Annotated in this window: 11 protein-coding genes; 5 read left to right on the top strand and 6 right to left on the bottom strand. The window is 55.0% G+C overall.

Features of this window, described 5'->3' with window-relative positions; translation table 11 throughout:
- Positions 1 to 74: 74 nt before the first annotated feature.
- Complete coding sequence (locus WJU22_RS00770; protein WP_341841403.1) at positions 75 to 1,016, top strand: hypothetical protein; 942 nt, start codon at positions 75 to 77, stop codon at positions 1,014 to 1,016.
- Between the two features lie 92 nt (positions 1,017 to 1,108).
- Positions 1,109 to 1,582 (top strand): CHRD domain-containing protein, encoded by a 474-nt coding sequence (locus tag WJU22_RS00765; protein ID WP_341841402.1) that lies wholly within the window; start codon positions 1,109 to 1,111, stop codon positions 1,580 to 1,582.
- A 294-nt stretch (positions 1,583 to 1,876) separates the two neighbouring features.
- On the opposite strand, the gene WJU22_RS00760 is transcribed toward WJU22_RS00765, so the two are convergent.
- The 6 genes from WJU22_RS00760 to WJU22_RS00735 all read right to left on the bottom strand — a co-directional run bounded on the left by WJU22_RS00760 (position 1,877) and on the right by WJU22_RS00735 (position 9,985).
- The gene (locus tag WJU22_RS00760; RefSeq protein WP_341841401.1) at positions 1,877 to 2,353 is read right to left on the bottom strand and encodes a hypothetical protein; all 477 of its coding nucleotides are present in this window, start codon (positions 2,351 to 2,353) and stop codon (positions 1,877 to 1,879) included.
- Positions 2,354 to 2,606: 253 nt separating this feature from the next.
- On the bottom strand, positions 2,607 to 3,683 hold the full coding sequence (locus tag WJU22_RS00755) for a dipeptidase (protein ID WP_341841400.1): 1,077 nt from the start codon (positions 3,681 to 3,683) through the stop codon (positions 2,607 to 2,609).
- 28 nt (positions 3,684 to 3,711) lie between these two features.
- A complete protein-coding gene (locus WJU22_RS00750; RefSeq protein WP_341841399.1) occupies positions 3,712 to 4,800 on the bottom strand; it encodes a D-TA family PLP-dependent enzyme in 1,089 nt (362 codons plus the stop codon).
- A gap of 7 nt (positions 4,801 to 4,807) precedes the next feature.
- On the bottom strand, positions 4,808 to 5,272 hold the full coding sequence (locus WJU22_RS00745; RefSeq protein WP_341841398.1) for a RidA family protein: 465 nt from the start codon (positions 5,270 to 5,272) through the stop codon (positions 4,808 to 4,810).
- A 640-nt stretch (positions 5,273 to 5,912) separates the two neighbouring features.
- The gene (locus WJU22_RS00740; protein ID WP_341841397.1) at positions 5,913 to 7,235 is read right to left on the bottom strand and encodes a gluconate:H+ symporter; all 1,323 of its coding nucleotides are present in this window, start codon (positions 7,233 to 7,235) and stop codon (positions 5,913 to 5,915) included.
- A 158-nt stretch (positions 7,236 to 7,393) separates the two neighbouring features.
- Positions 7,394 to 9,985, bottom strand: coding sequence for a M1 family aminopeptidase (locus WJU22_RS00735; protein ID WP_341841396.1), 2,592 nt, complete (start codon positions 9,983 to 9,985; stop codon positions 7,394 to 7,396).
- A 125-nt stretch (positions 9,986 to 10,110) separates the two neighbouring features.
- On the opposite strand from WJU22_RS00735, the gene WJU22_RS00730 reads away from it, so the two are divergent.
- From WJU22_RS00730 to truA, 3 genes are all read left to right on the top strand, one after another.
- Complete coding sequence (locus WJU22_RS00730; protein WP_341841395.1) at positions 10,111 to 10,617, top strand: biotin/lipoyl-containing protein; 507 nt, start codon at positions 10,111 to 10,113, stop codon at positions 10,615 to 10,617.
- Between the two features lie 20 nt (positions 10,618 to 10,637).
- On the top strand, positions 10,638 to 12,209 hold the full coding sequence (locus WJU22_RS00725) for a DUF4476 domain-containing protein (RefSeq protein ID WP_341841394.1): 1,572 nt from the start codon (positions 10,638 to 10,640) through the stop codon (positions 12,207 to 12,209).
- A gap of 82 nt (positions 12,210 to 12,291) precedes the next feature.
- Entirely contained in the window at positions 12,292 to 13,044 is a 753-nt protein-coding gene (gene truA / locus WJU22_RS00720; RefSeq protein WP_341841393.1) for a tRNA pseudouridine(38-40) synthase TruA, read from the top strand.
- The last annotated feature ends 42 nt before the right edge of the window (positions 13,045 to 13,086 follow it).

Raw genomic sequence — 13,086 nt, 5'->3', positions numbered from 1 at the left:
TGCAACGGATTTTCAGTCAGCGCATTGCGGAAGAAATCGTTACATTCGCTACCTGACTGAAAATCCGTTTTTTTATGTTACTCCACATCCTGAACGGCGACGCAACCCTGGAAATATTCGAAAAAAGCGGCGTACCCGGCCGCCCCCTCGTTTGGCGCGAAATGCTCAGCGAAGGCAAGACCCCCGCAGGCTGTGACCTCGGCCTGTTTTTCGAGAAAAGGGGCGCTTACCTGCACGATGTGTACGGCATAAACCGGGAAGCATACATTTCAGACATCGGCAACACCCGCAAAATACTCCAGCAGGCCTCCCAGTTCGAAGAGATCGTACTGTGGTCCGAATTCGACCTGTTCTGCCAGGTGAACCTGATCTTCCTTATCAATTACCTCCTTCGCCTGAATACGCCCATGCCCCGCGTCAGCGTGGTACAACCGGGCAGTCACCCCGAGGTGCCCGATTTCCGGGGGCTTGGCATGCTGAAACCGGAACACTTTCCACCCCTTTTCGAAAGCCGCAGGTACCTCGAAGCGGGCGACTGGCAGCTGGCATCCTCGGCCTGGGAGGCCTATACCGGCAACGATCCCCTCGCCATAGCAGCCCTCACCACCCAGTCGGCCCCCAACCTGCCGTTCCTCGGCGGCGCCCTGCTGGCCCACCTGCAAAGGCTCCCGTCGGAAGAGAACGGGCTCAATAGCATTGAAAGGTTCTTTATGGAACAAATCACCCTGGCGCCGCTCTCCGAACGCGCGCTCTTCTCCATTTTTTGGGACGAAAAGAAGATTTTCGGGTTCGGGGACTTCCAGTTGCGCGCCACCCTGCAGCGTATGGCAGACGCGGGCGTGGTGCAGCACGACAGCGAAATGGTGCGGCTGACGGACCTCGGCCGTGAAGTGCTTCGCGGTGAGCAGGACTACCTGGCCTTTGCGCCGGTATCCAATGCCTGGCTGGGCGGCATCCCGCTGGGAGGAACGCCCTGGCGCTGGAGCAACCGCGAAGGGAAAGTGGTGAAAAAATAGAAAATCCCCCGACACAAACAACCTTGCGGAAAGTGAAATAATGATGCAGGCAACCCTTTGCCCCGGCGCTCCGTATTCATCAAAAAACCGATATGAAAAACATGCGAGCCTGGGCTTTAGGCCTGATTCTGGTGTGCTGCCTGCCGGCGGTTTCCTGCAAAAAGGACAAAGACAACAACAATAACATCTATTCCGCGAAAAACACCGCCATGACCGGCGCTCAGGAATTTCCGGCCGTCACCACAACGGCTACCGGCAGTTTCGACATCACCTACAACCGCGATTCCAAAATGCTCAACATCACCGTGCGCTGGCAAGGCCTCAGTGGACCAGTAACCCTGTCGCACATTCACGGCCCTGCCGATAAAGGCGTAAACGCCGGCGTTCTGGAAAATTTCACCACCATCATCCCGAAAACGGAAAGCGGCAACTTCTCCACCAGCTTCACTCTGAACGGGACCACCCAGAAGGAAGAAGACCTCCTCGCCGGGAAATGGTACGTGAACATCCATACGGCGGCCCACCCCGGCGGCGAAATTCGCGGGCAGATCGAACTGACTTATTAATAATAGAAGACGACCGGAGGCTACAACAAATCCGGTTCCGGATCGGTGAAACTGGCCGTGTGACGAATGATAAACTGGAAAGCATCCGAAAAAGAGCGGCGATGATAGCCACCCCGCCGCTCAAGTGAGTGACACAACGGCGGCCCGGCAGCGCATCCACTGCCGGCCGGCAAGAAAACGCATACGGCATGAGGCCGTTAAAAGACACACCGGTTTCTCGAAAAACAGGAACAAAACCCCAAAGAAAAGGGCTGATTTTTATCGGCCCTTTTTTGCTATCTATGAGGAGGATGTTTAACGGGGTACTTTTTGCTCAAATTTGTCAATTCGTTCTTCCAATTTTTTTAGTTGATATTGGAAGATGGTTTGCGTATTTCGATTGGTTTGAAAAAGCACGTAGTTTAAAACCAAGCTTGCAAGAGCAATTACCACTAAAGCCGAATCTTTTACCCGGCCAAATAAAAAGTTGTTATCCTCTTTTTGAAAGTGCTTGTCGGAGATCGCAGCAATGCCTTTTTCCGTTATTAGATACCATTTTGTGCTGGAATCAGGATCATGTGAATACAATCGAATGAACTCGTCATGAACCAATGAATCACAATACTTGTTCACATTTTGCAGGCTTATATTGGTCCTCTCGTGAAGCTCATTGTTTTTAATGCTCCTGCCCAATTCGGTAACCTCATAACCTCTCTGTGTTTTTCTTTCCCCTTCTTTGAACTCGTTATATAATTCAATTAATATCTTTTGTTTGGATTTATTTCCATTCATAGAATTTGCTTTACATGCAATGTTACTTGCTACAAACAGAAGTTCCTACAAACAAATATCAATTCAGATTTTCTTTGATTTATAAAAGTCAAGTGATTGATTTTTAATTCATAGGATTAAATTAAATGTATGTTAAAATTGAAATTTACCGAAGGCTGGGTTGATTTTTAGTTTCCGTATTAAGTGAAAATGTTATGTATTTCGACTCCTGAAAGGTACTGTTGTAAGTAACCTTTCAGGAGTAAGATGCAATTTATTTCCAGGCATCCAGCAAAAAACGGATCCAGTTTTTGTACATGATATTGTCGATGTCGTTACTCTTATAGCCGCGCTGACGGAGGATGTCAGGTACTTTCTGCAATCCGGCGATCGTGCCGAGGTCGCCCGGCGATTGCTCGGTGCCGAATGCTCCGTCGAGGTCGGAGCCGATGGCGGCATGTTGGGAATTGCCTGCGAGTTGACAGATATGATCGATGTGATTGGCCACGTGCTCCAGCGAAACACCGGTGTTTTCGGGCGTGCTTTTGCCGCGTTCCCAGCCGGGGATGAGCATCCAGGCGTCGAATGCCGTGCCGATCACGGCGCCCCGCTGGATCAGCAGGGAGAATTGTTCGTCGCTGAACTGGCGGTTGTGCGGCACCAGGGCGCGACTGTTATGATGGCTGGCCCAAACCGGGCCGGTATAGAGGTCCATGGCTTCGGAAAAGCTTTCGTCGCACAAGTGGGTTGCGTCGAGGATGAAGCCGAGGCGGTCCATTTCCTTGAGGAGCGCGCGGCCTTTGGTGCCGAGGCCACCGGTGGAATCGGTGCCGTAGGCGTACACGCCGGGGCCGTAGTGCGCAGGGCCGATGGCGCGGAGTCCGTAAGCCCAGGCTTTTTCGACGCAGGCCAGTTCATAGAACGAATCGGCGCCTTCGAGACTGAGGATGAACCCGACGGGCAGGGAGCTGGTGTCTTCCGCCGTTTCCCAAAGTTTGAGATGGTCGGAAAGCTCGTCAGCATTGGTGATCTGTTTCATCTCGCCCCGTTTCACCATCGTCTGGTACCAGGCCAGTTGGCCCTGCGTCTGCGCCCAGGCCTGTTCCTGCGAATGCCAGCCGGGCAGGGGATTATCGAGCCCCACGTACCGTGCGATCTGCGTAGCCACGCAAAGTCCCACGCGGCCTTTGCGCATTTCGGGAAGGGACACGGTGCCGCGCTCGCGGTCGGGTTTATCGGTAAGGCCTTTCTCCCGGTCACGAATGGCCTGCACGGATTTGGTAAGGTCGCGGTTCCACTCCATGGCGTTCATGCTCAGGTCCAGGTGCGCGTCAAAGATCATTGATTGCATAGATATATTCTGGTTGAATGATTCATAGTTATATTAACCTTCCCCGCGCGATCGTCCAGGTATCGGAATGGTTCCCGTTTTCGATCACGATCGCTTCGTTGTACAGCGCCACGGTGGGGCATATGTGCCAGGGCGTTCCGTAAAGTACGTCGCCCACCTGCAGCGTGGCGGCTTCGGGCGTTTTCACGACCAGGTGCTCTTCGCTTTGGGATATCACTTCATATTCCTTCAGTTGATGGAAGAAAACGCGGCGGGTGATGGGGTTTTCGGCGGAAACGGCTTTGTGCCCCAGGTCCAGCGTCACGAAGCCTTCCTGTGGTTTCGAAATGACGCGGGTGAGCAGCTGGGCCGCTACGAGGAATGGCTGGTCGGGCAAGCCGGTACCATACCCTTCGTCCCACAGCAGGCAGGTGCCGGGGCTGCAAACGACGGTTCCCCGGCGTGCGTGAACGGGGAAGGTGGGCGTTCCGCCGGCGATGATTTCCGGTGGCTGGATGTCTGCGGCGAGGCGTTCCACGGGTTGGAAGGCGGCGTCGCATTCCCGGGTACGTTCGGCGAGGTCGGGGTTGCGGATGTGGCCGTCGTAGACGTGCAGGCCCGCGGGGTCTATGTTCCCGAGTTGCAGCATGCCGCGCCAGAGGTCGGCCGCTTTTTCGGGGGAGATGCCGGTGCGGTGCATGCCGTCGTCTATATCTATGTACAGGCGGGCTTTTGAGCCGAAAGCTGCGTGAAGGTCGTTCATCAGCCGGGCGGATGCGATGTTATCTGCCAGCGAAGCGAAGCGGGAAGCGGGGAATTGGCGCTGGAGGTCGACGAAAGCCTTTGCCATGGGGGCGTTGAGCTGATAGGCGAGCAGGATATCGGGAGCGCCGGCTTCTGCCAGCATGCGGGCTTCGGCAATGGTGGCGCATTTGAAGCGGCGGATACCTTTTTCCAGCTGCATGCGGACAACGGGGCCCATTTTGTGGGTCTTGACATGCGGCATGAGCTTTTCCGGGCCGCCAGCCATGGCGATCATGCGGTCGATGTTTTCGGCGATGCGATCGGGAAAAACGAGGAGCGCGGGCGAGGGGAGGCTTCCCGGAAGCGCGACGGGTGGCTGTGCGTCAGTTTGCATGAATGGTTCAGTCTGATAATTCAAAAATAGCTTCGATCTCGACGGTGATGTTATCCGGCAGTGAGCCCATGCCCACGGCGCTTCTCACGCCTACGCCGTTTTCCGGTCCCCAGATTTTGGCGAACAGTTCGCTGCAGCCGTTGAGCACATGCGGATGGGTGCTGAATTCCGGGGTGGCGTTGACCATCCCCAGTATTTTGATTACCCTTTTGATACGGTTCAGGGAGCCGAGTTGGGAAACCAGGGTGGAGAGGATGGTGAGGCCTACTTGCTGCGCGGCGAGCTTGGCGCCGTCTGCGTTCAGTTCCAGGCCGGCTTTGCCGCGAAGGAGCGAGCCGTCGGGCAATACGGGCCCGTGGCCGGAAACGTAAACGAACTTATCGACGATCAGCAGGGGCCTGTAAACCCCTTTGGGCGCGGGTGGCGGCGGAAGCACGAGGCCCAGTGCGGCGAAGTTGTCGGCTGCGGTCATCACGAAATTTGTTTAAAGTTAAACGAATATTTTTTGCAATTCCAATAGAAACATTTGCAGTATTTGCAGAATTGTCTGCTAGCGAGCCATGGTTTAGTTGCAGTTTTGGCAAAATGCCGGGGCCGGGCCCTGGAATTTTATATTGGTTTCGCGTTTCAAGATTAACTTCCGACGGAACTTTTATGGGGTTCCGTGTGGTGACTATGGGTTACCTGTGCCGAAGGTATCCTCAATCTTTTGCGCGTCTCCCATGGTAGTACGCCGTTGCATCTTATGCGTAACCTAAGCCGGTGGCGTCTTCAATCATTTGCGCGTCCCTAAGGAGGAATACGCCGTTGCATCTTATGGGTAACCTAAATAGGAGGCATCCTCAATCATTTGCGCGTCCCCATCGGAACACGCCTTTGCAGCTATGACTATTGTTTTAAGATGAATAGTATTTTAACCGGTTAAACCATTCACATCTTGCTGAATTATCAGCTTGTGATTTTAGCCCAATGGAAATTACGCAATCTTCCGGCTACGCGGAATGACCGATATCATTCATTTTTATCCATTTTTCGGAGGTATCTATACCTGCAATAAAAACTGAACAATATGGCAAAGCATTTCCTGCTTATACTTGCAGCCTTCCCGGGGCTTACAGGAATTGTTGCAAAACCAGCACACCGATGAGCCCGCACACAGACACGATCGTTTCCATGACCGACCAGGTGGCGAAGGTTTGTTTGAGGGTCAGGTTGAAATATTCCTTGAAGAGCCAGAACCCGCCATCGTTCACGTGGCTGAACATGAGGCTGCCCGCCCCGATGGAAAGCACCATCAGCTCCGGATGCACCTGCTGTTGCTGTATAATGGGGAGGAGAATGCCGACGGTGGTCAGGCCCGCCACCGTAGCCGATCCTACGCAAACGCGGATCGCCGCGGCAATGAGCCAACCCAGCACCAGCGGGGATACGGAAATCCCTTGCATCGACTGCCCGATGTAAGTATTGATGCCGCCATCCTTGATTACCTGCATGAAAACCCCGCTGCCCGCAATGATGAGCATGATCGGCGCCACATCCTTGAACGCAGTCTCAAGCGATTTCATGAGCGCTTTCATGGGCGTGCCGCGCCGGAGGCCCAGTAAATAAATAGCCGCCAGCAGGGAAAGCAGCATCGCGATATTCGGATCGCCGATGAGCGACACCGCCGGGCGAAGCACACTGTTCGCCGCCAGGAAAGGATCCATCGCCGTGGTAATGGTGAGAAGGATGAGGGGGAGCAGCGCTGTAAAAAGACTGATGCCAAGGCCTGGAAGCGCATCGTCCGGCCGCTGCTCGATCTGGATCAGTCCCTGTTCGGGCGTTACCTCCATTTTACGGAGGGTCCTGCCGAAAAGGGGGCCGGCAATCGCGATGGTTGGTATGGCGATGATCAGGCCGTACACGAGGGTTTTGCCCAGGTCGGCCCCCAGTTGCTGGCTGATCGCCGTGGGAGAAGGATGCGGTGGCAAAAAGCCGTGCGCGGTAGAAAGCGCCGAGATCATGGGGATGCCGATGTAGAGCAGCGGCAGCCGTGTGGAAAGCCCCGTGGCAAAGATCAGCGGCACCACGATCACGAAGCCCGCCGTATAAAACATGGGGATGCCCACCAGCAGCCCTGCCAGCGCCATGCCCCACTGGATATGCCGGATACCGAAAATCCGGACCATCGAGGAGGTAATCCGCTGCGCCGCGCCGCTGTCGGCCACCAGTTTGCCCAGCATGGCGCCGAATCCCAGGATGGTAACCAGCGAGCCCAGCGTGGAGCCGATACCGCCGGTGATCGACTTCCCGATGGCAGGCCCGTTGAGCCCGCAAGCCAGCGCGAGGAAAATGCTGACGATGATAAAAGAGATGAAAGTATCGAGCTTGACCCACATGATCAGTGCGATCAATAGGAGAATGGACAGTACGACGAGCAATAAGGGCGATAGCATGGACAGTGGAATTTATTCCCCTGAAGATAGCAAAGCCGGTTTATAAATACCATAAAAAAAGCAGCTCCCCGCGGTGGGAGAGCTGCTGAAAAGGATATTGGAATAGGAATGAGCGGTACAACGGCGTCCAATCGGGGAACGCCCGTTGGCTACCGTCATTACTCTTCCTTCGTCTGTTCTTTTATTTTCTGAACGGTCTGCAGGATGTGGGTCGCCTGCTTGCTGAGCTCGTTGCGAAGCTCGCCGGTAGTAGCGGCGGCGGCCTTTTCCTGTTTTTTCTTGGCGAGCGGCTGCATCAGGTTGATGATGTAGTTGTTCACCCAGCTGTTGTTGAATTGCGTGATGGCATCGTACACATCGGTCACGCCTTTGTTGACAAGGGCGGTATTGTCGATCTGGCCGAGGATGCCAAGGTACAGGATGGCTGCGCCGATCTTGTCCTGGCCGGTGCTGTTCGCGAGATTGGTTGCGAAGTAGGGCACGTCTGCCTCGCTGCCGTTCTGTGCGTACACGTTCGCGATAGCAGTGCCCAGTCCGCCGCGGGCGGACTTTTCCATGGTTTTGGCAAGGGCGTAGGCTTTCTTTACGTCGAGATCGGCGAGGCCCACGAGGCCGGCGCCTTCCACGAGGTAGGAGCGGTCTTTCAGCGCGTTTTCGAAGAGGGTAGCGTATTGCGGGTCCTTCAGTTTGCTGAGCTGCTTCAGCGAAGCGGCGCGGACCGGAGCTGCGGGATCGTTTTTCGCGAGATCGGTCAGTACCGGGATGGCAGCGGTTTTTACGTCGTTGTTGTCCATCTTCAGGCCGGAAATGGTGAGGGCACGCAGGCCTTCGTATTTATCGCGCAGGGCGGCTATAACGATGGCGCGTGCGTCTGCGTTGCCGGTCTGTTGTTTCAGGCACTCTTCGATCGCTTCGCGGCGGTCGCGGTAGGTAGTAGCGTTTTTATACTGGAACACGTATGTAGCCAGATTGCGGCGGTCGGTCTTCTCGAGAATGAGGATTTTGTCGCCGTCCACATTCACGAAATCAGGTTTGCCACTCACCGGGAAGCTGAAATTGCTCGTTTTTTCGGTGATGCGCACGTTATGCCGTGTCTTCTTACCGCCTTCGTATACGTCGATCGCGATGGGCAGGTCGAAGATCTTCTCGCCTTTCTGCTCGATGGTTACGCCCGCAGAGCCGGGCTTGCTGTAGTCGTAGGAGATATCGAGCGTGGGGTAACCCTGGCCGAAATACCACTGGTTAAAGAACCAGTTGAGGTCCTGCCCGGTCACCTCTTCCGCTGCGAGGCGGAAGTGATGGGCTTCTGTTGCCTTGAAAGCGTTGGTCTTCAGGTAAAGGCCCATCGCTTTGAAGAATGCGTCGTCGCCCATGTAATTGCGCAGCATATGGAGGATGCGACCGCCTTTCTGGTAAGTAACGGCGTCGAACATGTCTTCCTGGCTGTGATAATGGAAGCGAACGAGGTGACGGTCGCCACGGTATTGTGCGGATTCCATGTAATTATGCATGGCCGCATACCCGTGTTCATCTGCCGCGTCTTTGCCGAATTTGTGCTCGAACCAGAGGTATTCGCTGTAGTCGGCAAAAGATTCGTTCATGGTGAGGTTGCTCCATGATTCGCAGGTGGCGAGGTCGCCGAACCAGTGGTGGAACAGCTCGTGCGCGATCACGGATTCGCCGAGGCGATCGTCATCGTCCAGCAGTTCGCGGTCGGTTTTCTGCACGAAATCGCCGTGAACGGTAGCCGTGGTGTTCTCCATGGCGCCGGACACATAGTCGCGCACTACCACCTGGCTGTATTTCACCCAGGGATAGTCGTACCCTACGAGTTTCGAGAAGAAGGTCATCATTTCGGGCGTGTTGCCGAAAATAGCCTTGGCGTGGGGAGCGTATTCCTTTTCCACGTAGTAGTTCACCTCTTTCCCGCGCCAGCTGTCTTTTATAACGGCGAAGTCGCCTACCGCCATCATGAAGAGGTAAGGGGCGTGAGGAAGCTCCATGCGCCAGGTGTCAGTGCGGGTACCGTTGGCGTTGGGCTTCTGGCTTACCAGTTTACCGTTGGAGAGGGTGACGTACTTTTTGTCGACCGTCATGGAAATCTCCGAAGTGGTGCGCTGGTTGGTTTTGTCGATGGTGGGGAACCACGCGGAAGAGGCTTCGGTTTCGCCCTGTGTCCAGATCTGCGTGGGTTTGTTGGGCTCGGTGCCGTCGGGGTTGATGAAATAAAGCCCCTTGGCGTCGGTGATCGCCTCGCTGCCTTCGACTTTCAGTTCGTCGGGCTTGGCGGTGTAATCGATATAAACAATATAGGAATCGTTGCTGCTGTATGTTTTGTTCAGTTTGACGCGGATCTCCTTTCCGTCGTATACATACTGAAGCGGCGTGCTGCGCGCGGTTTTGAGAAGCCCGTCGGAAGGGAATTTCGCGACGGATGCGCCTGCCGGCTGAACGAGGGTTACGGAGCGGATGTCCATACCTTTGGCATCCAGTGTCAGGCTGTCGGTCGGGTAAAAGTGGGGTTTAAGGGTCAGCCAGGCCTTGCCGATCAGGTGGCGCTTGGCGTAGTCGAAACGTACGTCGAGTTTCGTGTGGACTACATTGTTGATTTTGGTGGGGGACGCCCGGTAGATGCTGAGCTGAGGATCCTCTTTTTCCGCCGCGCTTTGCGCGAAAGCAGGAGCGTAGATGCCCAGCATGGCTACCCCGGCCATCAGGAGAGCCGGAATGTTCTTAGTTGGTAAATACATGCAAAACGATTTGTTCAAAAATAAGCGCCCTCGGGGAGGGCAGGGGTCAAATTTAAACAAATGGCCCAAAAACGACGCAAGCGGTTAAAATTGTTATTTTTGTACAGATAGGACATGTTATTTATATGATCAAAGCTACCGTAAACGGCCGCAAGCCGTATGAAATAAATCTTTCCGGCGCCGATGGCGGGCCGGAGTGCGACGGGAAGCCCGTATCCTGGTCTGCCGAGCACCTGCCTTCAGGTGGGTTTAGCTTGCTGGTAGACGGGAAGAGCTTCGTTGCCGAAGTAGTGGGGACGGACCGGTCGGAGAAAACCGTCACCCTTCGCATCGGCCAATCCGTATACGAAGTGGGGCTCGAAGGGCCGATGGACCGCCTCCTGGCATCCATGGGGCTTACCCAGGCTGCCGCCAGGAAGGTGAATGATATCAAGGCGCCTATGCCCGGCATGGTGCTGAAAATACTCGTGGAGCCGGGGCAAACCATCAAAAAAGGCGATCCGGTACTCATCCTGGAGGCCATGAAGATGGAAAATGTATTCAAATCCACTGCAGACGCGGTGGTGAAAGAGATCAGGGTCACTGAGCGGAAGGCCGTCGAAAAAGGCGAAGTGCTCATCGTGCTGGAATAATATTTGTATCAGTCATCATTATGCAATCAATCAAACTAAAACTGTTGTATCTGGCGTGCTGCCTGTTCATCGCAACGGGCCTGGCCGCGCAGGATGCGTCGTATTTTGTATATATACAGCACGAAAAGCAGCAGCCTTTCTACGTCAAACTCGACGGGAAGCTGCTCAGCTCGTCCGTGAAAGGGTACGTGATCCTTCCCAAAATGGAAGCCGGCAAAGTGCCGGTAACCATCGGTTTCCCCAAAGGAGAAGCCCCCGAACAGCAATTCACCATCCGCCTCGCCGGTAACCGCGATTACGGATACCTGCTTAAAAATAGCGGCGACCAGGAATGGGCGCTGTACGACCTTCAAACCTTCGCTTCCCTCAAATCTGCCGGTGCCGGCGGCGCTCAACCCGCCGAAAAGCCCGCTGAATCGGAGGCCGTGGCCGTAACCCGCATTTCCAGCGATAGCGCAACGCCCGAACAGAAGGAGCTGATCAATAACGTGCAGGCCGATGTTGAGGCCGCTTTGGCGAAAAAGAAAGCGGAAGAAAAGGCCGCCGGAGAACAGCCCGTGGAAGAAACTCCGGCCCCGAAGGCGGAAATGCCCGCCGATACAACCCCCGTTGTTGCGCAAACCGCTCCGAAGGCCGATCCGAAAAAGAAAAACAGCTTTGCTGAATCGTTGGATAAGGTTGTGACGGATGATCGTCCCGCTGAGATGAATCTCCCCAAACCCAAGCCAGCCGCCGCTACTGAAGCACCTGTAGACGTATCGGCCCCTGCTGCCGAGCCCGAAAAGCCAGCCAAAAAGCGGAAAAAGGGCCAGCGCGACCCCCTGACCGAAGAAGAAAAGGAATTGCTCGGCACCGTAATGGAAGAGGAAAAACGCGCCGCGGCCGACGAAGCCCTTAAGGAAGCAGAGGCCGCCGCCACCGGAGAATCCGCGAAAGAGTCGCCCAAAGAAGCACCCAAAGAACAGCCGGTAGAAGAAAAAGCGCCGGAAGAAAAGCCGAAAAAAGCGAAAAAGAAGAAAGAAGGCTCCGAGCCGGAATTCATAGATTTCGGTGAAGCGCCCGCTGCTACGCCTGCTGCTACGCCCGCCGCCACTGCGCCGGAACCGAAATCGGTACCTGCTGAGGAGGAGGAAACCAGCGCGAAAGACGCCCGCGAAGCCCGCCGCCAGCAAAAGAAAGCGGCCCGTGAAGCCGCCGACCGGGAAGCCCTCTCGCGCGACAGCCTCGCAAACGTAGGCTGGCACGATGCTGCGCCGGAATCGAAGGATAAGAAATCCGATCTGAAAATGGTGAACAGTGATTGCCCGAAAGTCCTGGAAACAGAGGCCTTCCGCAAACTGCTGCGCACGATGAACAGCCGGAAAACGGACGCGGACATGGTCGATGCCTTCCGGAAAGGCACCCGCAACACCTGCGTAAGTACCGAGCAGGTGAGGGCGCTCGCACAGCTCATCTCGTCCGACGAAAACCGCTACCAGCTGATGGATGCGGCTTATGCGCGGACGTACGATTCCGACAATTTCTCCAAATTGTCCGATCTGCTGAGCGATAATTACTACAAGAATCGTTTCAAGGCGATGCTGAAACGGTAACGATAAAAAAGCGAATGTCAAATGGTGAATGGATGCGTCCGTTCACCATTTGTCGTTTTAAAAATGCCTACTTTCGCGCATCATGGCCAGGTATTTTATCGAAGTTGCTTATATGGGCGCCCGTTTCAGCGGGTTCCAGGTGCAGGAAAACACCTTGACGGTGCAGTCGGAAATCGACCACGGCATCAGCGTGCTCATGCGCGAGCGGGTGGAAACAACGGGTTCCAGCCGTACGGATGCGGGTGTGCATGCCCGGCAGAATTTCCTGCATTTCGATATGGAGCAGCCGCTCCATCCGCAGTTCGTATATAAGATGAACGCGATTTTGCCGCCGGATATCGTGGTGAAAGGGGTGTACCCGGTGGGGGACGAGCTCCACAGCCGCTTTGCGGCCACGGGGCGTTCTTACGAATACACGTTATATACTTCGAAAGACCCGTTCCTGCGCGATCGTGGCTATTTCTTCCCATATCGGCTGAACATGGATTTGTTGCAGGAAGCGGCGGCGGTATTGATGGAATACCGTGATTTTACTACGTTTTCGAAGCGGAATACCCAGGTGAAAACGTTCAATTGCACGATCCGTGAGTCTGTATGGAAGCAGGAGGGCGAGCGTATAGTCTATAACGTGAGTGCGAACCGTTTTCTTCGCGGGATGGTCCGCGGGATGGTGGGGACGATGCTGCGTGTGGGCCGGGAGCGGATTTCGCTGGATGAGTTCAGGGTTGCGATAGAAAGCAGGGATTGTACGCTGGCGGATTTTGCGGTGCCGCCGCAGGGTTTATGTTTGATGGAAGTGCAGTATCCCGAGGGTTCGTTTGGAAAAAGTTTGTAGCTGGAAGGCTTGCCTATGGCTGTTTCTGTGTTTTTCTTCGGG

The organism is Chitinophaga caseinilytica (assembly GCF_038396765.1).
Taxonomy (GTDB): domain Bacteria; phylum Bacteroidota; class Bacteroidia; order Chitinophagales; family Chitinophagaceae; genus Chitinophaga; species Chitinophaga caseinilytica.
Note: the sequence above shows the minus strand (reverse complement) of the source record. Positions and strands in the feature narration are given on the sequence as shown.